Annotated in this window: 24 protein-coding genes and 2 pseudogenes; 13 read left to right on the top strand and 13 right to left on the bottom strand. The window is 41.1% G+C overall.

Annotation, left to right across the window (positions count from 1 at the left end):
• Positions 1-6: 6 nt before the first annotated feature.
• From SLS51_RS03450 to pabB, 3 genes are all read right to left on the bottom strand, one after another.
• The gene (locus SLS51_RS03450; protein WP_323835563.1) at positions 7-1371 is read right to left on the bottom strand and encodes an L-serine ammonia-lyase; all 1365 of its coding nucleotides are present in this window, start codon (positions 1369-1371) and stop codon (positions 7-9) included.
• Between the two features lie 174 nt (positions 1372-1545).
• Entirely contained in the window at positions 1546-2109 is a 564-nt protein-coding gene (locus SLS51_RS03445; RefSeq protein WP_323835561.1) for a CoA pyrophosphatase, read from the bottom strand.
• Positions 2106-3476 carry an aminodeoxychorismate synthase component 1 gene (gene pabB, locus SLS51_RS03440; RefSeq protein ID WP_323835560.1) on the bottom strand — a complete coding sequence of 457 codons (1371 nt, stop codon included), beginning with the start codon at positions 3474-3476 and terminating at the stop codon, positions 2106-2108. The genes SLS51_RS03445 and pabB overlap by 4 nt, the downstream gene beginning before the upstream one ends.
• Positions 3477-3615: 139 nt before the next feature.
• Here pabB and SLS51_RS03435 point away from each other — a divergent pair, with 139 nt between their 5' ends.
• The 3 genes from SLS51_RS03435 to pip all read left to right on the top strand — a co-directional run bounded on the left by SLS51_RS03435 (position 3616) and on the right by pip (position 5304).
• Positions 3616-3795, top strand: coding sequence for a YoaH family protein (locus SLS51_RS03435; protein ID WP_323835558.1), 180 nt, complete (start codon positions 3616-3618; stop codon positions 3793-3795).
• A 107-nt stretch (positions 3796-3902) separates the two neighbouring features.
• The gene (gene yebF / locus SLS51_RS03430) at positions 3903-4277 is read left to right on the top strand and encodes a protein YebF (RefSeq protein ID WP_323835556.1); all 375 of its coding nucleotides are present in this window, start codon (positions 3903-3905) and stop codon (positions 4275-4277) included.
• A 73-nt stretch (positions 4278-4350) separates the two neighbouring features.
• On the top strand, positions 4351-5304 hold the full coding sequence (gene pip / locus SLS51_RS03425; RefSeq protein ID WP_323835554.1) for a prolyl aminopeptidase: 954 nt from the start codon (positions 4351-4353) through the stop codon (positions 5302-5304).
• Between the two features lie 174 nt (positions 5305-5478).
• Here the strand turns inward: pip and SLS51_RS03420 are convergent, their stop codons facing one another.
• Positions 5479-5709 (bottom strand): DNA polymerase III subunit theta, encoded by a 231-nt coding sequence (locus SLS51_RS03420; protein ID WP_323835552.1) that lies wholly within the window; start codon positions 5707-5709, stop codon positions 5479-5481.
• A 319-nt stretch (positions 5710-6028) separates the two neighbouring features.
• Here SLS51_RS03420 and ftnA point away from each other — a divergent pair, with 319 nt between their 5' ends.
• The 4 genes and pseudogenes from ftnA to SLS51_RS03400 all read left to right on the top strand — a co-directional run bounded on the left by ftnA (position 6029) and on the right by SLS51_RS03400 (position 7653).
• A complete protein-coding gene (ftnA, locus tag SLS51_RS03415) occupies positions 6029-6532 on the top strand; it encodes a non-heme ferritin (protein ID WP_323835550.1) in 504 nt (167 codons plus the stop codon).
• A 194-nt stretch (positions 6533-6726) separates the two neighbouring features.
• Entirely contained in the window at positions 6727-7113 is a 387-nt protein-coding gene (gene yobA, locus SLS51_RS03410) for a CopC domain-containing protein YobA (RefSeq protein ID WP_011146910.1), read from the top strand.
• 2 nt (positions 7114-7115) lie between these two features.
• A pseudogene (locus tag SLS51_RS03405) lies at positions 7116-7235 on the top strand (copper resistance protein CopD); the annotation flags it as partial.
• 76 nt (positions 7236-7311) lie between these two features.
• Positions 7312-7653, top strand: a complete 342-nt coding sequence (locus SLS51_RS03400) for a YebY family protein (RefSeq protein ID WP_323835546.1) — start codon at positions 7312-7314, stop codon at positions 7651-7653.
• Between the two features lie 351 nt (positions 7654-8004).
• Here SLS51_RS03400 and SLS51_RS03395 read toward each other — a convergent pair whose 3' ends face one another.
• Positions 8005-8247, bottom strand: a complete 243-nt coding sequence (locus SLS51_RS03395; RefSeq protein WP_112875709.1) for a DUF1480 family protein — start codon at positions 8245-8247, stop codon at positions 8005-8007.
• A 661-nt stretch (positions 8248-8908) separates the two neighbouring features.
• On the opposite strand from SLS51_RS03395, the gene SLS51_RS03390 reads away from it, so the two are divergent.
• From SLS51_RS03390 to htpX, 4 genes and pseudogenes are all read left to right on the top strand, one after another.
• Positions 8909-9406: a free L-methionine (R)-S-oxide reductase MsrC gene (locus tag SLS51_RS03390; protein ID WP_323835543.1), complete on the top strand. Its 498-nt coding sequence runs from the start codon at positions 8909-8911 to the stop codon at positions 9404-9406.
• A gap of 95 nt (positions 9407-9501) precedes the next feature.
• Positions 9502-10209 (top strand): RNA chaperone ProQ, encoded by a 708-nt coding sequence (proQ, locus tag SLS51_RS03385; protein WP_323835541.1) that lies wholly within the window; start codon positions 9502-9504, stop codon positions 10207-10209.
• 115 nt (positions 10210-10324) lie between these two features.
• Positions 10325-12280: pseudogene (prc, locus tag SLS51_RS03380) on the top strand (carboxy terminal-processing peptidase); the annotation flags it as partial.
• A gap of 454 nt (positions 12281-12734) precedes the next feature.
• On the top strand, positions 12735-13622 hold the full coding sequence (gene htpX / locus SLS51_RS03375; RefSeq protein WP_323835537.1) for a protease HtpX: 888 nt from the start codon (positions 12735-12737) through the stop codon (positions 13620-13622).
• A gap of 56 nt (positions 13623-13678) precedes the next feature.
• Here the strand turns inward: htpX and SLS51_RS03370 are convergent, their stop codons facing one another.
• The 3 genes from SLS51_RS03370 to hxpB all read right to left on the bottom strand — a co-directional run bounded on the left by SLS51_RS03370 (position 13679) and on the right by hxpB (position 16945).
• Positions 13679-15070, bottom strand: coding sequence for an L-cystine transporter (locus tag SLS51_RS03370; protein ID WP_323835535.1), 1392 nt, complete (start codon positions 15068-15070; stop codon positions 13679-13681).
• A gap of 312 nt (positions 15071-15382) precedes the next feature.
• On the bottom strand, positions 15383-15931 hold the full coding sequence (locus tag SLS51_RS03365; protein WP_323835533.1) for a metal-dependent hydrolase: 549 nt from the start codon (positions 15929-15931) through the stop codon (positions 15383-15385).
• 348 nt (positions 15932-16279) lie between these two features.
• The gene (gene hxpB, locus SLS51_RS03360; protein WP_323835531.1) at positions 16280-16945 is read right to left on the bottom strand and encodes a hexitol phosphatase HxpB; all 666 of its coding nucleotides are present in this window, start codon (positions 16943-16945) and stop codon (positions 16280-16282) included.
• Positions 16946-17131: 186 nt separating this feature from the next.
• Here hxpB and SLS51_RS03355 point away from each other — a divergent pair, with 186 nt between their 5' ends.
• Positions 17132-17674: a YniB family protein gene (locus SLS51_RS03355; RefSeq protein ID WP_323835529.1), complete on the top strand. Its 543-nt coding sequence runs from the start codon at positions 17132-17134 to the stop codon at positions 17672-17674.
• Positions 17675-17729: 55 nt separating this feature from the next.
• Here SLS51_RS03355 and SLS51_RS03350 read toward each other — a convergent pair whose 3' ends face one another.
• The 5 genes from SLS51_RS03350 to SLS51_RS03330 all read right to left on the bottom strand — a co-directional run bounded on the left by SLS51_RS03350 (position 17730) and on the right by SLS51_RS03330 (position 22287).
• Entirely contained in the window at positions 17730-18599 is an 870-nt protein-coding gene (locus tag SLS51_RS03350; protein ID WP_323835527.1) for a fructosamine kinase family protein, read from the bottom strand.
• Between the two features lie 118 nt (positions 18600-18717).
• On the bottom strand, positions 18718-19605 hold the full coding sequence (locus SLS51_RS03345; RefSeq protein WP_323835525.1) for a metal ABC transporter permease: 888 nt from the start codon (positions 19603-19605) through the stop codon (positions 18718-18720).
• Entirely contained in the window at positions 19602-20477 is an 876-nt protein-coding gene (locus SLS51_RS03340; RefSeq protein WP_323835523.1) for a metal ABC transporter permease, read from the bottom strand. The genes SLS51_RS03345 and SLS51_RS03340 overlap by 4 nt, the downstream gene beginning before the upstream one ends.
• On the bottom strand, positions 20474-21370 hold the full coding sequence (locus SLS51_RS03335) for a manganese/iron ABC transporter ATP-binding protein (RefSeq protein ID WP_225813301.1): 897 nt from the start codon (positions 21368-21370) through the stop codon (positions 20474-20476). Before SLS51_RS03335 ends, SLS51_RS03340 begins: the two co-directional genes overlap by 4 nt.
• Positions 21367-22287, bottom strand: a complete 921-nt coding sequence (locus SLS51_RS03330; RefSeq protein WP_323835521.1) for a metal ABC transporter substrate-binding protein — start codon at positions 22285-22287, stop codon at positions 21367-21369. Before SLS51_RS03330 ends, SLS51_RS03335 begins: the two co-directional genes overlap by 4 nt.
• 217 nt (positions 22288-22504) lie before the next feature.
• On the opposite strand from SLS51_RS03330, the gene SLS51_RS03325 reads away from it, so the two are divergent.
• Complete coding sequence (locus SLS51_RS03325; protein ID WP_323835519.1) at positions 22505-23176, top strand: transglycosylase SLT domain-containing protein; 672 nt, start codon at positions 22505-22507, stop codon at positions 23174-23176.
• The last annotated feature ends 298 nt before the right edge of the window (positions 23177-23474 follow it).

Below are 23474 nucleotides of genomic sequence, written 5' to 3'. Positions count from 1 at the left end.
ATTTGATTAATCACATTGAACCTTAATTGCCAAACCACCGCGGGATGTTTCACGATATTTAGCGTTCATGTCTTTACCTGTTTCGTACATGGTTTCAATAACTTTATCGAGAGAAACGCGCGGTTCACTAGTACGGCGCAAAGCCATGCGTGCAGCATTGATTGCTTTTACGGAAGCAATGGCATTTCGTTCAATACAAGGTACTTGTACTTGGCCTGCCACCGGGTCACAGGTAAGGCCAAGGTTATGTTCCATACCGATTTCAGCTGCAACACAGACCTGTTCAGCGCTGCCACCGAGCAGTTCAGCAAGGCCGGCTGCTGCCATCGAGCAGGCAACACCTACTTCCCCTTGGCAACCCACTTCAGCGCCAGATATCGATGCATTCATTTTATATAGAATGCCAATAGCGCCAGAAGCCAGGAAATAGCGGATATAGAGCTCTGGTGTTACAGGTTCAATGCAATGGTTGTAATAAGCGAGTACGGCAGGAACAATGCCACAAGCGCCATTGGTTGGCGCAGTAACAACACGCCCACCCGCAGCATTTTCTTCATTGACTGCCAAGGCAAACATATTCACCAAATCCACGACATTCATTGGATCATTAGATAAATTATTTGATGAGGTCAGCATACGATGTAATGCCGCTGCCCGGCGTGGTACACGCAGTGGGCCAGGTAAAACCCCTTCGGTGTTCAAACCACGTTCAATACAAGCCTGCATGGTATCCCAGACATCGGCAAAATAGGCATTAATTTCTTCTTTGCTGTGGAGATCCAGTTCGTTTTTCATCATTAAACCGGAAATAGATAACCCGGTTTTATTGCAATTCATCAGTAATTCTTTTGCTGAATTGAATGGATATGAAACGGGTTTGGTATCCTGAGAGGGTTTACCAAAGTGTTCTTCATCAACTATAAAACCACCACCAATCGAGTAGTAGGTTTTGCTATAAACTTTTTTGTCCCCCGCGAATGCGTGAATTTGCATGCCGTTTTCATGTAATGACAGATTATCACTTCGGAAAACCATGCCGCTATCATGTGGGAAATCGACTTCATGTAAACTATTGGCTAGTTTAATACGCTGTGTTTGCTCTACATCACGAATAAAACCGGGGATCGAATCAATATCAACGGTGGCGGGTAAATTACCTGCCAGACCCATGATAATGGCGATATCCGTATGATGACCCTTGCCGGTTAATGAGAGTGAGCCGTAAACATCGACGGCTACACGCGTGATAGAAGGCATTAATCCCTGGTTTACCAGATCGTCGACAAACTGTTTGCCGGCTTTCATCGGGCCAACCGTATGAGAGCTAGATGGGCCAATACCGACCTTAAACATGTCGAAAACGCTAATCACGCTAGACTCCTTAAAAAAGATAGAAATGATATAGTTATATATATTGAGGTACGCTACTTTACTGTGATTTAGTAGTGTTGATAAGGGAGTTTACAGGTTTTTTTGAATTATGATAGCAACAGCGATAAAGATGGGTAAAAAAAATACAAATTTGTTATCCTTAAATGATTTGGATCAAACCTGAACTTGTTGAGCTAATTGATGAATTATTGTCGCTGTTAATCCCCAAATGAGATGCTGCTGATACCAGTAAAAATAGACACGATGCTGCTGACCACGGCGACTAACATCAAGATAATGATAACTCGAAAGTGAAAGTGCTTCAGATAGAGGAACTTCGAATATTTTGGCAACTTCCGCCGGGTTGCTGTGGAGGGATAATCCGGGGGGCAATAATCCGACAATAGGCGTTACCAGATAGCCACTGCTGCTATTTAAAGGGGTAAGTTGTCCCAGAACCTGAACTTTCTGATGAGGTATGTTAACTTCTTCTTCCGCTTCCCGTAGTGCTGTCGCGATTATTGATTTATCTTTAGGATCAGCAACGCCCCCTGGAAAGGCGACTTGACCGGCATGTGATCGTAAAGTGGCTGAGCGTCGGGTCAACAATAATGTTGGTTTCGGTTTGCAGATGATGGGTAGTAACACCGCAGCATGGCGGTTGTTATCTGAAAGCCGTTTAGGTGGTGGTGGAAGTTGTAACTGAAATCTGTTAACGAAATCAGACAGTGATATCATATTACTTTTATTTTCCCTAGTTGCGGTAAGATACGATTCAGCTTATCAAATGTTTCCTGATACTCTTTTTCAGCAATGCTGTCGGCAACGATTCCGCCACCGGCCCAGCAATATATTTTTTCTTTCTCAGTTAAGAGGGTACGAATGGTGATATTGCTGTCCATTGTGCCACAGAAACTAATATAGCCGATTGAACCACAATATCCATGTCGGCGGTGAGGTTCAAGCTCTTCTATTATTTCCATTGCTCTGATTTTAGGCGCTCCGGTAATAGAACCGCCGGGAAAACAGACACGTAATAAATCCGTAGCATGTTGTTCATTTGGCAGTGTTGCGGTGATTGTGCTAACCAGATGATGAACGGCAGGGAATTGTTCAACTACAAATAATTCAGGAACTTTAACTGACCCCGGTGTGGCTACTCGGCCAATATCATTACGCAATAAATCGACGATCATCAAATTTTCAGCCTGGTCTTTTTTCGAGGTTGCCAGTTTTGTGGCTTGCAGTATGTCCTTTTCTGTATCACTTAAGCGCGGTAATGTTCCCTTAATCGGGCGAGTTTGAATTTGTTTATTTTCCAGGAGTAAAAAGCGTTCAGGAGAGACGCTGATAATGCTGTTTTCCGGTAAACGAATAAAGGCGGAAAAAGGTGCACGGTTGTTCTCATTAAGTTTTATGAATGCTTGCCATTCATCTCCTTGATAATCAGCGCAAAATCGTTGTGCCAGGTTAACTTGATAACAATCACCACTTAACAGATAGTGATGAATGCAGTTAATTTTTTCATTATATTGTTTGGCACTCATATTTGATTGCCACTCACTGGTCAACGTAAAAGCCATTTTTGGCGAAATTTGGTGAGAAGTAAGCCAGTTCAGGCGTGTATCAACATCACTGTAGCTGAATAAAATCACCTCTTTTTTATGATGATCAACAATCAGCGCCCAGTCATAAATACCTATTGCCATATCTGGAAATGACAGCTCATTTTTGGCTTGTGATGGTAACTCTTCAATGTAACGTCCAAGGTCATATCCCCATAGACCTAGCGCACCGCCCTGAAATGGCAAATCAGGATCACGCTTTGCTGTAATATTTAATTTCTCTAGCTGTCTTTTTAGCAGGTAAAAGGGGTCTTCCTCAGTAATATAGCTATCGCCATCTTCATTTATTTCAGTTGATTTATTATGACTGAGCAGTGTTATCCGTGGTTCTGCAACCAGAATATCGAACCGGTTATGGGGATGGTTGGCAGCACCAGAATGGAGCAGCATTGCCCAAGACTGATTTGAAATCGGCGCGAAATAGTTGATGGCAGCGTCTGGTTGATAGGGTAATTGCCGTTTTTGTAGTGAAATACTCATTATCGTGTTGGTTTAGCAGTTGTAATGCAAAAGTGAGTCTTGCTTTTAATCCTTACAGATTAACATAGAAATCCATTCCTTACTTGAGTTAAAAATCGCTATACTCTTCGGCATAGATCACTTTATAGAGGTTATTATCATGTTTTCAGAGATGCCAACTTTATCCCATGAGGAACAGCAACGAGCAGTAGAAAAAATTCAGCAATTGATGGTTGAAGGAATGAGTAGTGGCGAAGCGATTGCGTTGGTTGCACAAGAACTTCGTGAGCGGCATCGAGGAAAAGAGCAGGTTAATGTGGTGTTTGATGATGAAAAATGAACATAATTAAATTATTTATTTAACAATAATCACACATTTATTTTACCTGACATGTTAGGTTAGCTCCATATTTAATCTCTTACTTTGAGATATTAACGGGAGGTAGTATGAAAGCATGTCATATCATTAACAGAGTTGGCCTATCAGGTGCTGCACTTTTGCTCACTGCTTCATTCACAGTATCTGCTGTGTCGGAGAGCAAACGTGTTGATAAATTTATTTCTTGCGACAATTTAACTAAATCGCAAATTGCCGCTCAAGTAAAGCGTGATTTTCTGCAAAATCGCATTAACCATCGGTCAGAAGATAGAAAGCAATTGGGAACTTCTAAACCCGTGGTGTGGATAAAGGCGGAAAATATCACTGGTGATAAAGATATATTAAAAATTCCGCTGACTGTTCGTGGTTCTAAGCGTGACAAAGATTACCGTGTTGTCGTTGATTGTCAGCAAAATACGATTAGCTATAGTGAATTGAAATAACATTTTCGGATAGTTATGTCTACCCGTCATTTGACGGATACCAGATTTGGTGTTAGCCAGTAAAGGAAATGTTATGTCAGAATTGAAAAAATTATATCCGGCTTGTGAAGCTTATCGTTCGGGGTATTTGGATACAGGCGACGGTCATCAAATTTATTGGGAATTGTGTGGTAATCCTGTAGGTAAGCCGGCTGTATTTATTCATGGCGGGCCGGGGGGTGGTATTGCTTCTTATCACCGTCGGTTATTCGACCCGAAGAAATATCATGTCATGTTATTTGATCAGCGTGGTTGTGGGCGTTCAAAACCTCATGCCAGCTTGGAAAATAATACCACTTGGCATTTAGTTGAAGATATTGAGCGCTTACGTCAATTGATGGGAGTCGAAAAATGGCTGGTATTTGGTGGTTCTTGGGGGTCAACTTTATCTTTAGTTTACGCCCAGACTCATCCTCAACACGTTTCTGAATTAATTCTTCGGGGAATTTTCTTACTGAGGCCAGAAGAGTTGCACTGGTATTATCAGGATGGTGCTTCTAATTTCTTCCCTGACAAATGGCAACGAACGGTATCTATTTTATCGGAGGAAGAACGAAAGGATGTGATCGGCGCGTATAATAAGCGGCTGACTAGTAATGATCTTCGGGTGCAATTAGAAGCCGCGCGTCTCTGGAGTTTGTGGGAAGGAGAAACGGTAACATTGCTTCCTTCAAATAGTGTAGAGTGTTTTACGGAAGATGAGTTTGCTTTGGCATTTGCCCGGATTGAGAATCACTATTTTATCAATGAGGGTTTTATGAATGAGGGGCAGCAACTGTTGAATAATATTGACGTTATACGGGATATTCCGGCAGTTATCATTCATGGTCGATATGATATGGCTTGCCGGGTGCAAAATGCTTGGGATCTGGCGCAGGCATGGCCGGAAGCGGAATTACATATCATTGAAGGAGCAGGACATTCATTTGATGAGCCGGGTATTTTACATCAGCTTATTAGTGCAACAGATAGGTTTGCAGCTCAGTAATTGGATATATACCCTATGGATTTCAAGATGGATCGCGACGGCAAGGGAGTGAATCCCCGGGAGCATAGATAACGATGTGACCGGGGTGAGCGAGTGCAGCCAACAAAGAAGCAACTTGAAAGATGACGGGTATAACCACCGGTTATCCGGTGGTTAGCCATTCTTACTGGATAATCAGCGGCCTTTTGGCTCGTAGGGTAAAATGGAAAGTTGTTTGGATAATTGGCGATAATGGACTAAACGTTGTTGAAAATATTGCCGCAGATGTTCGGGTTGTTCTTGTTCAACTGTATCAGGAAGTACCGGCATATTGTAACGTTCCTTAAAGGCTACGCCAGAAGCTGCCAAATCAACATTCACTTTGCCCATATTCTCTATAGAAAGTTCGGCCAGATTGTGTTTCATCAGTGTCTCTCTCATTTACAAATACAAAGTGATAAAACTAATCCAGACAGGTTTTTCTGGCAAGGTCTGAATTGATTATTTTATAAATATAAATAATATTCATTATCATTAAATATAAAAATTCCTTGATGAAGATTATTTTGTAAATGTAATTCATTTTCATTTAAATATATTAAATGAGATTCATTTTCATTTTTTTATTAAAAAATATATTGATATTTCAATGTGATGACTATTTTAAATTTATTTTTAATATTGGGTTTTATTATTTTAATTTAATTGGCATAATATAGTTCAATTAATAACTGGAGTATCTATTATGTTAAATCAAGACATGGTTAATAAATTAAATGATCAGATGAATCTGGAGTTCTATTCTGCGAATTTATATCTGCAAATGAGTGCATGGTGTAGTGAACAAGGGTTACCTGGTGCCGCTGCGTTTTTTAAATCGCATTCTCAGGAAGAGATGCAGCATATGCATCGCTTGTTTGAGTATCTGAGTGATACAGGTGCAATGCCACGTTTGGGGCAAATTGATGCACCTTCGGCCGATTATGAATCTATATCTCATGTACTCAATAGAACTTATGAGCACGAGAGATTTATTACTGCCGAAATTAATAAACTTGCTCATTTGGCGATAACCACGCAGGATTATTCTACTTTTAACTTTCTGCAATGGTATGTAGCAGAACAGCATGAAGAAGAGAAATTGTTTAAATCTATCCTTGATAAACTGGATATGGTTGGTGAAGATGGTAAAGCTCTTTTCCTATTAGATAAGGATCTGAAAGGTCTGGCTGCTGCAAATCCTGTCTAATGAAATGGAATTAATTAGCCGCAGTAGTCGCAATAACTTTAGGTATTTAAAGTCAATGCTGCGGTTTTCCTTTATTTTTGCGCGATAGTTCACAAGACGAAATTCTTATTGTAAGTTATCGCAGATAAAATAACTCTTTTGATATAAAATGATGACAATTTATAGAGATTCATTTGAAAATTAAGAGGTTATTGATGACCATTAGCACAATCCGCTCTTTTGGCCGAAAATTATCTGCTTTAATTGTCCTTTTTGTTGCCATATCTTGCCAGCAAGCTTTGGCCCATGCGCATTTAACAGAACAAATTCCGGCAGAAGATACGACAGTAGAAAATACACCGCAGGTGATCACGCTAAGCTTTTCGGAAGGTATTGAGCTGAGTTTTAGTAAAGTAAAAGTGATTGGTCCGGAAAATAAACCCATTAAAACGGGAAAGTTGAAGCTTGATCCGGCAACTAATACAAAGCTTATTCTTCCTATCGAAGATAAACTGACGACAGGGAGATATGATGTTAACTGGAGTGTGGTCTCTGTTGATGGGCACAAGACTAAAGGTGTCTATAGCTTTACAGTGAAATAATTATGTCTCTAGCGGCGCTGTATATTCTTTGTCGCTTCATTCATTTCGTGGCAGTTATGTTAGTGTTTGGCTTTAGCATATTTACTGCCATATTGGTTCCTGAGCGTTTATCTATTCTGATTGATGCATGCCTTCGTTTATACCCTATGGATTTTAAGATCCATTTCGCTCGCTTTTATATCTACATTGGTAACTATTATGAAACGTTTACTTTTATTACTTTCCTTTTTTTGTCTCTCTTTTCAAAATGTTGCTGCACCGATTGAAACGGTGAGTAAGCTACAATTTGGTGATAAATGGGCATTTACACGGGAAGAGGTGATGTTGGATTGCCGAGCAAATAAGGCTCTGTTTGTGATTAATCCAAGTACGTTAGTGCAATACCCATTGAATGATATAGCCACGGATATGATGAAGGTAGGGAAAGTGAATGCTAAGTCTTTGGATATTATTCTATTGGATGATAGCAAAAATCCGACTCAAAAAATGAGCATAGAGCCATTCCAACAAGCAGCTTTAGCATTGTGCGATAAGAGATAATGTCATTGAGTAAGCAATATACCCGTTATCTTTCAAGTTGCCTCTTTGTTGGCTGCGCTCGCTCACCCCGGTCACATAGTTTGCTATGCTCCCGGGGATTCACTCTCTTGCCGTCGCGATGCATCTTGAAATCCGTAGGGTATAGCGTCTATTTTGGCTTAATGGAAGATGTTGTTTTTGATTATTTATTATCCAAAAAGTTGGTAAAATGCAAGCATGTCAGCTACTCTTTAAATTGTAAGTTGTTTTTCGTCTCAATGACACTTTTAGCGCACGGCTCTTAAGAGCCATTTTCCCTAGGCCGAGTAGAGGAGTCAACTCGGCCTTTTTTTGTCACAAGTTTTGTGGACATCAGACCACCCTCATAACCCATGCATGTTTTTGTCTATCATAATGCTTTCGGTAGAGAAGAATGTGTTTATCGTTTAGTAAGGCGGGAATACTGGTATGTTCATCCCATCCATCCAACTGCATACAAAGTTCGTGGTCGGAATTACAAGGAATACTAATGGTGATATCGTCCTCTTGGGAAGGTGAAGAGAGAATAGCATCATCAATTTCGTAGCTGGAAATTCTTAATTTGGTCTGGTTCATGATCGCTCCTTAACTTTTCGATAACAGGTAAGACCAGTGTGGCCATCATTGAGAATAGATCAAATAGCTGAGATTTCCAGTAATAATATTTTCTGTGTTGGATAATCGGTAGATGATATTGCTGTTATAACGATCTGTTCTAAAACTTACTCTTGTCATATTGCTTTTTTTATCTCTGTCATTCTTTGACCTTTTATACATTCAGTAGGAAATATTTATTTGGTGTGGTAGTAAGGACTCAAAGTGTTGGTGTGGTAAATGCAATAATTCTATGGATAAATTGTTTGAATGTTTTGTTTTTTTACTACACCACTAGTCAACTCTCAAATGAAAGAGGTTAATGAACGGCACTGCTATCAGATAATTGATCTTTATAATTGTGCAAAAACTCAATTTGATTTTATTGTATGAAGGCATAGAGGCACTAACAGTGAATCATATTCATACTGGTTGTACCTCTGATAATGTTTTGGTGAAGTAGTGTGATATCTCACTAGCCTTTGCGAGTACTCGATAAATATAATTAAAGAATATCTTATGAGAGACAGTAAAAAATTTACGTCAGTGTGACAGACTGTTAACCTTATTGTTATGGGCATTTGATGTTTTTTTGATATAAAAATAGAGATGCATTTTGTGAATTTCATCGGATAGGTCAATTATGAATAAAAATGAGTTCTATTGGGAGCTTACGGGGGACCTAAAAGCTCTGTTGTCTGGTGAGTATGACTTAATAGCGACGCTGGCTAATGCCAGTGCATTGTTGTATGAACGTTTGCATGACGTTAACTGGGTTGGCTTTTACCTGATTGATGGTAATACGTTGGTGTTAGGGCCATTTCAGGGAAAAGTTGCTTGTGTCAGAATACCTGTTGGCAAGGGGGTATGCGGAACGGCTGTATTGGAAAAGCGTATCCAGCGTGTTGATGATGTTCATGCGTTCCCTGGTCATATCGCCTGTGATGTTGCTAGTAACGCTGAAATTGTGTTGCCGTTGATCGTAAGCGATAGAATTATCGGTGTATTGGATATTGATAGTACGGTCTTTAATAGGTTCGACGAGAAAGACGAATTTGGCTTACAAGCCCTTATTGATGGGCTTTGTGCTCATTTAGAACAGTGCGTTGTGCCGAAATATGTTGAATTGAATGTAACTTAACATATGGATAACGTGGCATTTATCAGCAACGCTATTATAATGACGCCAGTTCATGCCTATGCTGGTTGGCAAAACCGTTGTAATCAGGAAATTTCATGGAAAATCAACCTAAGTTGAATAGTAGTAAAGAGATTATTGCTTTTTTAGCTGAGCGTTTCCCGCTCTGTTTCGTAGCCGAAGGTGAAGCTCGTCCTTTAAAGATCGGTATTTTTCAAGATATCGTTGAACGTATTCAGGACGAAGAGTGTTTAAGTAAAACACAACTGCGCTCAGCCTTACGTCTGTACACATCAAGTTGGCGTTACCTGTATGGTGTGAAAGAAGGTGCGCAGCGTGTTGACCTTGATGGTAATTCATGCGGTGAATTGGAAGCGGAACATATTGAGCACGCTCTCCAGCAACTGACTGAAGCCAAAGCACGGGTTCAGGCACAGCGTGCGGAGCAAAGAGCTAAAAAACGTGAAGCTGAAAATGCGGCTGCTGGTGAAAAAAATGAACGGCCCATAGCCAAGAAGCCCGCTCCTCGTCGCCGTGCTAATAATACTGAGGGAGAAAAACGGCAGCAACAGCCACGCCAACAAAAGCGTCCTCAGCAAGCACATAAACCAGTTGCTAAACCTGTTCAACCTGCACCGATTCAGATTATCGATGTTTCGTCGCTGAAAATTGGTCAGGAAATTAAAGTAAGAGTGGGTAAAAGTTCAGTGGATGCTTCTGTGCTTGAGGTCGCCAAAGATGGTGTACGGGTGCAATTGCCTTCCGGTTTGGCAATGATTGTACGCGCAGAACATTTACAGTTCTGATACGGAGGCCGACCAAGGCATGAACAAATTCGTCAGACTGGCTTTTGTCTTAGGTGTTTCAATTTTTGGTACTTGTTATGCAAATACAAACAGTCCAGTGGCTGTTCCTGTTGGTATTGAACAATTACCTATATTGAAGCAAGAACCTCAGCATTCAACAGTTAGCGAGCGGGTAACATCCCGCTTCACTCGTTCTCATTATCGCCAATTTGATTTAAATGGTGATTTTTCGGCAAAAATATTTGACCGTTATCTCAATATACTGGATTACAGCCATAACATATTATTGGCGTCAGATGTTGCTCAGTATGCCGATAAGAAAAAGTTGTTAGGCAAGGAATTGGAAAATGGGAATCTGGAAATTCCGTATGACTTGTTTAATTTGTTACAGAAACGTCGCTTTGAGCGTTATCAGTACGCTTTATCGCGTCTTGAACAGCCAATGAGTTTTGATGGTAACGATACAATTGATGTTGATCGTTCCAAAGCCCCTTGGCCACAGAGTGTGGAAGAGCTAAATAAACTTTGGGATGCTAAAGTTAAATATGATTGGCTCAACCTCAAGCTCAGCGGCAAAGAGGACAATAAAATCAAAGAGATGCTTACCAAACGCTATCAATCTGCGTTAAAACGTCTGACACAAAGCCAAAGTGAAGATGTTTTCCAATTGATTATGACTGCGTTTGCCCGTGAAATTGACCCTCATACCAATTATCTTTCACCACGCAATACTGAACAGTTTAACTCAGAAATGAGTCTTTCTCTGGAAGGGATTGGTGCTGTTTTGCAAATAGATGATGACTACACGGTGATAAATTCTTTGGTTGCTGGTGGACCTGCCGCCAAAAGCAAAGCATTAAACGTGGGTGATAAGATTATCGGCGTTGCCCAGTCAGGAAAGTCTATGGTGGATATTATTGGCTGGCGTCTGGATGATGTGGTTGCGCTGATTAAAGGGCCTAAAGGGAGTAAAGTACGGCTTGAGGTTATTTCTGATACCAAAGGGGCAAAACCACGTACTGTTACTTTAACTCGCGAACAGATCCGTTTGGAAGATCGGGCTGTGAAGATGTCAGTTAAGACAATGGGTCAGGAAAAAGTGGGCGTGCTTGATATCCCCGGTTTTTATGTTGGTTTGACTGATAATGTTAAAACTCAATTACAAAAACTGACCAAACAGCATGTCAGTGCTATTGTCATTGATTTGCGTAGTAATGGCGGTGGCGCACTGACAGAGGCGGTTTCTTTATCAGGCTTGTTTCTCCCAAGTGGCCCGGTTGTCCAGGTTAGAGATAATAATGGGAAAATTCGTCAGGATTCTGATACTGATGAAGTGGTGTACTATAAAGGACCTTTGGTTGTCTTGGTAGACCATTTTAGTGCTTCTGCTTCTGAAATTTTTGCCGCAGCAATGCAGGATTATGGGCGAGCGTTGATTGTTGGTGAACCGACTTTTGGTAAAGGTACAGTTCAGCAATATCGTTCTTTGAGTCGTATTTACGATCAAATGATGCGTCCTGATTGGCCATCACTGGGTTCTGTCCAATATACGATTCAGAAGTTTTATCGTGTGAATGGCGGTAGTACTCAGCGTAAAGGGGTTACTCCTGATATCGTCATGCCTACGGGGGTTGATCCGGCAGAAACTGGGGAAAGTTTCGAAGATAATGCTTTGCCTTGGGATAGCATTCCTCCTGCCCGTTATACAGGGTCTAAAATTATTGCTGCATTAGTTCCTCAGTTGAATGTTGCTCACAATGCCCGCATTACAACTGATGCCGAATTCAAGTATATCAATGAGGATATTGCTCACTATAAGGCGTTGAAAGAGCATAAAAATATTGTTTCTCTGAACTATGCACAAAGAGAAAAAGAGAATAAAGAAGCGGATGCTCTGAAGTTGAATCGCATAAATGATCGCTTTAAACGCGAGGGTAAAAAACCGTTAACTTCACTGGATGATTTGCCTAAAGATTATCAGGGGCCAGATCCCTATCTTGATGAGTCAGTGAAGATTGCACTTGATTTAGCGCACCAACCTGCTGAGAAAATGTTGGCTAAATCTAAGTAAAATAATGGGTTAAAGCCTGTTAATGATTAATGCCCAATATCGTTCGCTTGGGATGTTTTGAGTGAACGGTATTGGGCTGTCAGTAATATGAACAGTCTTTTTCTTTTCAGGAAAGATGAATTATTTCACATTTTCTCAGCATTACTAGGTATTAGCGTGTTTTGTTTAACCAATTGGTGTTAGGCTAATGTGGGTTTTTTGATGATTTTGTAAAGTTGTGTTGGTTTTATACCCTATGGATTTCAAGATGCATCGCGGCGGCAAGGGAGCGAATCCCCGGGAGCATAGATAACTATGTGACCGGGGTGAGTGAGTGCAGCCAACAAAGAAGCAACTTGAAAGATGACGGGTATATCGCTTAACAGGCTAAAAGCCTTGAATATAGTAAGAACAGCCTTATTTATAGAGTAGTTCTGAAAGTGCATTGATTTATTAATAAAGGAAGCCGGTTTTTATGATGCGAATTGTTTTGTTCCTCCTCACTAACCTCGCTGTTATGTTGGTGTTCGGGATAATACTTTCTTTGACAGGAATTCAGGGGAGTAGTGTACAAGGTTTGATGATTATGGCTGGCCTGTTTGGTTTCGGTGGGGCGTTAGTTTCCCTGTTGATGTCCAAATGGATGGCCCTGCGTTCTGTGGGTGGTCAGGTCATAGAACAGCCAGCAAATGAAGTTGAACATTGGTTAGTTGAAACTGTTCGCCGTCAAGCGGAACAAGTCAATATTGCCATGCCCCAGGTTGCGATTTATGCCGCGCCTGATATTAACGCATTCGCTACCGGAGCGCGTCGTAATGCTTCTCTGGTTGCTGTCAGCACCGGTCTATTGGATAACATGAGTAGGGCAGAAGCAGAAGCTGTTATTGCTCATGAGATTAGTCATATTGCTAATGGTGATATGGTGACGATGACTTTGTTGCAAGGGATAGTAAATACTTTCGTTATCTTTATTTCCCGTCTACTGGCTCAGGCTGTATCAAGCTTCCTGTCTGGCAATAGTGACGAGGAAGAGAGTAACTCTTCTGGCAATCCGATTGTTTACATGGTTGTTTCAATGGTGTTGGAAATAGTATTTGGTATTCTGGCGAGCATTATCACGATGTGGTTCTCACGTTATCGCGAATTCCATGCAGATGCAGGTTCTGCCAAGTTGGTCGGTCGTGAGAAAATGATCGCTGCTTTACAGCGTCTGAAAACCAGTTATGAACCGCAGGAAGAAGGCAGCATGATGGCGTTCTGTATTAATGGTAAATCAAAGACATTCAGTGAGCTGTTCATGTCTCACCCACCATTGGACAAACGTATTGAAGCACTGCGTAGTGGACAATACCTGAATAAATAATATTGTGAATAAAATAAAAAGCCGGGGAAATTAATCCCGGCTTTTTTACAGTTAAATTATAGCTGACTTAATTCAACATGTTCTTCCTGATCGAAGATAGTTTTATCAGTTTGCCCCATTAGTTGGCTGGTAATAGTGCCAGCAGTCATTGAGCCATTTACATTCAGTGCCGTACGGCCCATGTCAATGAGAGGCTCAACAGAAATCAATAAAGCAATCAATGTTACAGGTAATCCCATTGCGGGTAAGACAATCAGTGCTGCAAACGTAGCACCGCCACCGACACCAGCAACGCCAGCAGAGCTGATAGTGACAATGCCAACGAGTGTTGCAATCCACATCGGGTCGAGCGGGTTTATGCCCACTGTTGGAGCAACCATTGCGGCCAGCATGGCGGGATAAATTCCGGCACAGCCATTCTGACCAATTGTTGCTCCAAAAGATGCTGAAAAGCTGGCGATTGATTCTGGTACGCCAATACGGAGTGTCTGGGTTTCGACATTCAGTGGAATACTGGCTGCACTGGAACGGCTGGTGAATGCAAAGGTCAACACTGGCCAAGTTTTTTTGAAAAATCTAAGTGGATTGATGCCGAAGAGAGAAAGTAGAAACCCATGAGCAACAAATACTAGTGCTAGTGCAATGTAGGATGCGATAACAAAGGTTCCTAGTTTTGCAATTTCATGGATATTAGAGTTGGCGACAACTTTGGTCATCAGGGCCATAACACCATACGGCGTTAAGCGCATAACCAGACGAACCAGTTTCATTACCCATGCTTGTATAGTGTCGATAGCGACTAATATGCGTTCACCCCTCTCATGATCATCTTTCAACATTTGCAGGGCAGCGATACCTAAGAAGGTTGCAAAAATAACAACGCTGATAACAGAAGTTGGGTTAGCGCCGGTTAAATCTGCGAACGGATTTTTAGGAATAAAAGATAAAATCAATTGTGGTACAGATAAATCAGAGACTTTGCTGACGTAGTTGTTTTCGATAGCAGACAGACGTGTTGTTTCCTGGGGACCTTGAATCAGACCTTCAGCAGTCAGGCCGAACAGGTTGATAATCATGATACCGATAAGCGCTGCAATCATTGTCGTGAATAACAACGTCCCGATAGTCAGAAAGCTGATTTTTCCTAGAGAAGATGCTTTGTGTAATTTGGCAACTGCACTCAAAATAGAGGCAAATACCAGAGGCATAATGACCATTTGTAGAAGTTGTACGTAGCCATTACCTACAATGTTGAACCATGATATGGATTCCTTCACTATGGTATTATCAGAACCATAAACTAGTTGCAGTGCTAAGCCAAAAATAATGCCAATGGCAAGGCCCGCAAAAACCTTTTTCGACAGGTTCCATTGCCGTGAACTGGCTTTTGACAATAGCAAAAGCAGTGCTACGAAGACGAGCACATTCGAAATGAGTGGTAAATTCATCCCCCAACTCCAGAATTCAATTTAGTTAAGTTATATACCCGTCATCTTTCAAGTTGCCTCTTTGTTGGCTGCGCTCACTCACCCCGGTCGCATAGTTATCTATGCTCCCGGGGATTCGCGCCCTTGCCGTCGCGATGCATCTTGAAATCCATAGGGCATAAGTTGTATCGAATCGTGTAAGTTTGCAAACGAACACATTACAACAAGCAATTGGGGAATATAGTACCAGCTTAAACTATTATCATTTATAACTATATAGAATTTAATATAACAAATATGACTTTTAAGATTTATTTTTAGTCAATTAAAGCATTAGAAATAGAGATCTTTGATGCGATTTATATAAAAAAGTATGGAATATTCAATATCTTCTGGTAGAAAAACGGCAATGACAATTAATAAGGCAGAAATAAACCTTTCTGCTTTCTTATTTCCTTGCTTGCCAAGCACAGGTAGACAGAAACGTATTTTGATTGGCCATAATAACGGCACACCAGCAGGTGTTAGCATATCTGCAATCAGATGGCTCAAATAGCCAACAATCATGGCATGGAAAAAATCAGTTGGGATTAGCCACTCTTCGGGTATTTTTAGCCAAAATAAAGTAATCCCTAATATGAGAGCAAGCAAACTGTGAGTAAATCCTCTATGACCACAGAGTTTGGCAATAGGAATGGAGATAAATCTGAATAATCTACCCAAGGTTGAATTAGGGTGATCGATATCGGGTAATAAGGCAGTAAGCAGCACCCCTGGTAGCATATGCAGCCAGTCTCCATTAGCTATCTCAGGTGTTATTTCTAGCTTGTGTGCCAAGATAATGCTGGCAACTGAAAATAAAAGATGCCCTTCTGCGGTCATAAATTCCTCTGACTAATAACTGTCTATCCATACAGCTGGCGAAGTATAGAGGGTTTTACGTGGGTAAGATAGAGGGTGAAAAGCAAAAATATCTTATTTATTAATATATACCCGTCATCTTTCAAGTTGCTTCTTTGTTGGCTGCACTCACTCACCCCGGCCACATAGTTTGCTATGCTCCCGGGGATTCGCTCCTTTGCCGCCGCGATGCATCTTGAAATCCATAGGGTATATAACGTTAATATTTAATTAGATTTTTGTTTGACAGAATAAGACATAAGCGTTACGGCTACTATGTGAACAATAAGAAGCTGCCATCGGCATCAGTGATGGCAGCTAAAGTTATAATCAGGTGATGTTCATGACAGTTAATTGTTCGAGAGAATGTAGTTTAATATCGGCGAGAACCCAACGTGGATCATCAAAGTGATGAGCGGATGGCACAACGATTGAACGCATTCTTGCAGCTTTTGTTGCTATCATTCCATTGAATGAATCTTCCAGTGTCACACAATTTATCGGAGCGACATCCAATTGCTCAGCAGCGCGCAAATAAACTTCGGGATTGGGTTTACTGTGAGGTAATTTGGCAGCAGAAACGACAGTATCAAAATAGTGATTAAGGCTGAACATTTTGAGTACTTGTTCCAGCATATATTGTGGAGAAGCTGAGGCCAGGCCGATTTTCAGTCCTTGTTTGCGGCAAAGGTTTAAAGCATATTCAACACCTGGGAGTAAAGGACGGTTTTCTTTTACCAAATCGATAACATGGTTGATAATTCGCTGTTCCACGTCTGATTTTGATGCCCCTTGCCAGGGAGAAGCTTGGTACCAAAGTTCCACAACCTGGTCAATTCGTAATCCAAGAGTATCTGGTAGTTTTTCGGCTAAAGAGAAATCCAAGCCTAACTCACTAAATACTTCTTTTTCTCCTTGGGTCCAATAGGGTTCAGAGTCAATCAGTAAACCGTCCATGTCGAAAATGGCTGCTTTTATTGGTAAATGAAAAGACATTTAAGTATCTCTCTCTGGTCAGACAGTTAGCGAAAGCTGATTGTAACAATCTCAGTAGGTGAAATCTTTTCCTGATCGGGAACATGGTAAGAAATGCTTAGTTAATTAAATATAAAGTTAAATTTGGTGATTGATGGGCTATGATTAGCCAAAAATAAAATCTGCTTATTGTTATGAGGAGTATCGATGACTTACCAAAAAGCCGGATACATCGCTATTATTAAGCGAGTTTTAGGTTGGGTGATTTTTGTTCCGGCACTTTTATCGACCATTGTTTCTGTGATAAACCTTGTCTGGTTGCATGGTATTAAAGGTGATGGTATCAATGCTGTTTTGGATGATTTCCTGAAAATGATGGCTGAAATGGTGCGTTTTAATACCGCATTTCTGGATTTCTTCTGGAAAAACTCACCAACACCTGATCGTCTGGCTGGTTTTACCGGATCAACGCTTGGTTTCCTGATTATCTATTTTCTTATTTTTTTCGGCCTTGCGATGAGTGCGTCAGGTCAACGGATATACAGACAAGTGAAGTTTATACGAGAAAACATTGAAGATCAGCTTATTATTGAAAAAGCTAAAGGCAATGATGGCCTGACAAGAGAACAGATTGAATTAAAAATTAAACTTCCTCGTCATACACTGTTCAGTCAGATTTATATCTTATATATTTCACCGGTAATTATCGGTGCAATTTTTTATTTTCTATTGAAAATCTTAGGTTGGTAGATTCTCCGGTTGGCGATAGCTGCGGAATAAGTATTTTCGCAGCCTGGCTAGCCATCTATTGGCTATTTTCAGTCAAAATATTATTGATAATATTTTGAACCGCAATAAGATTATCACCACCAAATAGATTACACCGGTTAAGCAAATAATAGAGCTGATACACAGGTTGCCGTTCAATAAAGTTGGCAGGGAGCGGCCATATGCTCTGATAGCCATCAAAAATTTGCATTGGTAAGTCAGGGTATAACGGTAACATAGCGAAATCACATTCACGATCTCCCCAATAACAGGCTGGGTCGAAGGCAACGGCTTGGTCATCTAGCGAAGCACAATTAGCAGGCCAGAGATCGCCATGTAACAGAGAGGGTTGTGGATGATGGTGTTGGAGTTTGTTACTGATAGCTTGAACGATATTATCAATATCACCAAATATCATGTTTTTTTCTGCCGCGATTTGTAATTGCCAACCGACCCGCTTTTCCGCATAAAATTGGTGCCAACGTCGTTGCCAGCCATTAGGTTGTGGAGTTGTTGCCAGCATATTATCAAAATCAAAACCGAATTGGGGTTGTTCGCTCCATTGATGAAGTTTTGCCAGTTGTTGACCGAAGCAATAGGCACTGTGAAGGTCAAAAGATTTTAACGGCAGAAATTCAAGCAGTAGAAAGCTATGGTCACGGCTGTTGCCAATACCATAAACAGCAGGAACACGGATAGTTTGGCTGCGTGCCAGGAGTTCAAGCTGTTCTGATTCTGCTTTGAAGACAGGGAGTATTTCGCGCAGATTGGATTTGACAAAAACTTGTCGTTTTCCATGTGTGATTCGCCAAGCTTGGTGGATGTCCCCTCCGGCTAATTCAGTTTTATCGTGAATTTCAGCAACACCGAAATGTTCGTTTAACAAACGATTTACTGTCTGCCACATGGTTCACCTCTCTATGTCGTCAATTACTTTATGAACAATTATAGTCAGAGAAAATATATGATCAGGTAAAAAAGATGATTAACAGGGTTATATCTCAAAATAGATATAACCCTTTTTGTTATTGGTTGGGTTCGTTAGAGATTTGTAGAGCGGCTTGATACGTTTTACGTTTAGATTTTGTTCTTACAAGTTTTATCTGACTATACGCCAAAGCTAGTGTAAAGAAGATAGCCTGAACAATAACGATGCATGGCCCCGTTGCACCATCAATGTGGAAACTGATCAGAGTACCCAGGATACAGGAACTGACCGATGCAATGATAGCGACGATTAACATTCGGTCAAAACTGCGGCATAACATGAAAGCGATAATGCCCGGTGAAATCAACATTGCAATAACCAAAATCATTCCCACTGCTTGCAGGGAAGCGACGATGGTCATGGACAGCAGGCAAAGCAAACCGTAATGTAAAAGTTTAACAGGCAATCCTACTACGCGTGCTTGGTTCGGATCGAAGCAATAAAGCATGAAGTCTTTTCGCTTTAGCAGTATCACCGCCATAGTGATGCAGGTAATCCATAATGTTTGATTCAACTCATCTTTAGTGATCCCTAGTATATTTCCGAACAGAATATGAGTCAGATGTTGGTCGGTATCTATGCGGGTAAAAAGAACTAAACCAAAGGCAAACATGCCTGAAAAGACAATTCCCATGACAGTATCTTCTTTTATCCGGCTATGTTCTTTCAGATATCCTGTTGCAACAGCACAAAAGATACCGGAAAGGAATGCGCCAATAGCCAGCGGTATACCGGCAGCGAAAGCCAGTACAATACCTGGTAATACCGCGTGAGAAATGGCGTCCCCCATTAACGACCATCCTTTAAGAACCAGATAACAAGAGAGTATTGCACATACCGCGCCTGTTACAATCGCTGCGAATATTGCCCGTTGCATAAATGGAAACATAAACGGCTCAGTGAATAGCTGTATTAACTCATTCATGGTTGCGTCTCCTGAGCTAAGGCTGAGGATTCTTTTCTGGCACGTATACGTGAAGCGAATAGTCCATGTTTTGGTGCAAAGAAGAATGCTAGTAGGAAAATAACGGTTTGCAGCGTGACAATGACACCACCAGTAGCGCCGTTAAGGAAGAAGCTTAGGTAAGCGCCAAATGCACTGGTCAGGGAGCCAATAGTAACGGCAATGATCAGCAGGTGCTTAAAACGATCTGTTAATAAGTAAGCTGTTGCGCCAGGAGTGACAACCATTGCAATTACCAGAATAGCGCCGACAGTTTGTAAGGCTGCGACAGTACAAGCACTCAACAAAGTAAAAAAAATGATTTTCATCCGCAAGGGAGATAAGCCGATAGAGCGAGCATGCGTTTCATCAAAAAATACAATGAGCAAATCTTTCCAGATAAACATGAGCACGATAAATGAAATCGCAATAATGATTTCAACTTGGAGAACATCTTCATCAGCGATGCCAAGGATATTGCCGAAAATAATGGTTTGTACGTTAACCGATGTAGGATTGAGGGAAACGATTAATAAGCCAGCAGCAAAGAAAGTGGAAAAGATGAACCCGATTACTGCATCTTCACGTAAGCGAGTGATATGACGAACTAAAGTCATAGACAGAGCTGCCAACATCCCGGTAAAAAAAGCACCACCTGCATAAGGAAGACCCAGCGCATAAGCACCAGCGACGCCAGGCACAACTGAGTGAGAGAGAGCATCTCCCATCAATGACCAGCCTTTTAACATCAGGTAGGAAGAAAGGAAGGCGCAGACGGCACCGACGATGGCACTAACCCAGATGGCTTTTACCATGTAATTATAGTGAAAAGGTTGCAGCAAAAGCTCTGTCATGATTGACGCTTCTCCTTATGCTGACCCTGCCTTGGCGGAACATGATGATCATGACCATAAAATACGGCGGCGCGTTCATCATCAGTAATAACAGTCAAGGAGCGTGGATCATCATCATCATGTAATTCCGGGCCGGATAGATTAATATGACGAAGTACTCCACCAAAAGTCATCTCTAAATTTTTTTGGGTGAACGTTGTTTCTGTTGGGCCACTTGCCAGAACCGTTCGGTTGATTAGGATAACATGATCGCAGAATTCAGGCACGCTACCGAGGTTATGTGTAGAAACCAGAACCAGATGGCCCTCATCACGTAAATCACACAACAGGTCAATGATGGCATTCTCTGTTTTTACATCAACACCAGTAAAAGGTTCATCTAGTAATAGAACTTTACCTTCCTGAGCCAGAGCCCTTGCAAGAAAAACCCGTTTTTTCTGTCCACCTGAGAGTTCGCCAATCTGTCGGTTGCGTAGGGCCGTTAAGCCGACACGTTCAAGTGCTTTATCAACAGCTTGGTGATCTCTTTTACTTGGGATTCTCAGGAATCCCATTTTCCCATAGCGGCCCATCATAACGACATCAGAAACCAATACTGGAAAGTTCCAATCGACTTCTTCTGTTTGGGGGACATATGCAATAATATTTTTCTTCAAGGCATTTTTGACTGGCATATCACTCAGAGTTACTTTTCCCTGAGATGGGCTTACCAGTCCCATGATAGTCTTAAACAATGTGGATTTACCACTACCGTTAATGCCCACCAACGCACAAATAGTTCCACCGGTGATAGAAAAACTTGCATCATAAATAGCTGTGTGACCGTTGTTATAAGTCACAGTGGCGTCATCGACGACTAAATGAGGACGTTCAAACAGCATATTGCTATTCATTGATTAAACCCTTTTGCGATTGTATCTACAGTTTTGTTCAGTAAATCAATATAAGTTGGTACTGGGCCGTGACTGCCGGAGAGTGAATCTACATAAAGAACGCCACCATAACGGGCATCTGTTTCTTTACTGACTTGTTTAGCGGGTTTATCTGAAATGGTACTTTCGCTAAATACAACGGGGATTTTATTTGCTCTTACAGTATCAATAACATGACGAACTTGTTGTGGTGAACCTTGTTCTTCCGCATTAATTGGCCATAGATAAACTTCCTTGAATTGGTAATCTTTAGCCAAATAGCTAAAAGCCCCTTCACTGGTGACTAACCAACGTTGATTTTGTGGAATACGGGAAAGACGTTCTCTCAATGGAGAATCCAGTTGCGCGATTTTTTCAGCATAGACTTTGGCATTCCTATTATAAATTTCTGCATTTTCAGGATCGTATTTTACAAATGCTTGGCGGATATTCTCGATATAGACCAAAGCATTTGTGGGTGACATCCAGGCGTGAGGATTAGGATTCCCGTTGTAAGGCCCTTCACGGATAGGTAGTGGTTCAATACCATCAGTAATAACAACGGCAGGTACATCTTTAAGGTTTTCAAAGAAGCGTTCAAACCAGCGTTCTAGATTTAGTCCATTCCAAAGGATCAAATCAGCATGTTGAGATTTTATAATATCTTTGGGGGTAGGTTGGTAATCATGGATTTCGGCGCCCGGTTTAGTAATTGATTCAACAATCGCTGCATCACCCGCTACGTTTTGTGCGATATCTTGAATGATGGTAAAGGTCGTGACAACTTTAAATTGTTTGGCGGCGGATACCGGATGACTAAATAGAATGACGGATAAGAGAATCGGCATAATTCCCAGAACAGGAGGCGAAAGTAACAGCAGAGAAAGTTTTTTCTTCATCAATTCAAACCTTACTTGTTATAAGTATATGATAACGATTATCAATATCATTTAAGTAAAGTCAAGATTATAAAATTTGGAAACAACGATTGTTGCGATAGCCATTCCATACGATATGAACACGAATAGAGTGAAAAGTTAAGTAAAAATATTTTTAGATTGTAAACGAAATTGTATATGCTGCGCTTTAGTAAAATTTGATCCAGAGGATTATAGGGTGAAATTAAGACTGAGCTTTGTGGCACTGGTTGTGCTGTTAGTCGGTTGTGCTGAGAGAAATACTCAGCAAACAAATACGGGTAAACAGTTCGGTCAGCAACGTATGCTTAGTGGCAACACTGCTAACGCGGCTAGAATTTCTTCTTTCCCGTCAACGCCTTTTGATACATTTATTCAACAGGCATCCAATCGATACGGCGTTGATGAAACGCTTATCAGAGCGATTATTCAAGTTGAATCTGGTTTTCGCCCTGATGCCGTCAGTAAATCGAATGCAATTGGTCTTATGCAGATAAAAGCATCGACCGCAGGGCGGGATGTGTATCGACAGAAGGGGCGTTCTGATCAGCCAACAACGCGTGAGTTGAAAGATCCTAAAACTAATATTGATCTTGGCACTGCTTATATCAGTATCCTGAAAGAACAACATTTGGCAGGTATTGATAACCCTGAGACTCTCTACTATGCCACTATTGTTGCCTACGTAAATGGGGCGGGTGCTCTTTTACGTACTTTTAATGCAGATCGTCAATTAGCCGTTAATAAAATAAACCGTATGACGCCGGATGAGTTTTATCAGTATGTTCAGGATAATCATCCAGCACCTCAGGCTCCACGCTATTTATGGAAGGTAAAAAAGGCTTATCGTTCGTTAGTATTGGCAGATTGAGTTGCTGGTAAAAATGACAATTCTATTTGTGACAGCCTCGCATTGGACCAAGGTTTACGGCGGTTTCTGCTAAATTTAACTACAAAAGGCTTGCACTCAATCCGTAGTGGATTATGGAAGATAAAATGATCCCTTCTTTGGTATTGATTGTAGAGAAGGGGTTTTAATATATGTGTTCACTGGTGTTTACAAGCTAAAAGGTATGAGACCTCATTTCAATTTACATCATGCGATGGTAAATATCGTTTGATATCCGATAATTCATATCTAAAGAAGGGCTCTCTTCGAATATATTGCT

Source organism: Photorhabdus africana (assembly GCF_035181445.1).
GTDB classification, from domain to species: Bacteria; Pseudomonadota; Gammaproteobacteria; order Enterobacterales; family Enterobacteriaceae; genus Photorhabdus; species Photorhabdus laumondii.
The sequence above is the reverse complement of the archived record's forward strand: the minus strand, read 5'-3'. Positions and strand labels throughout refer to the sequence as shown.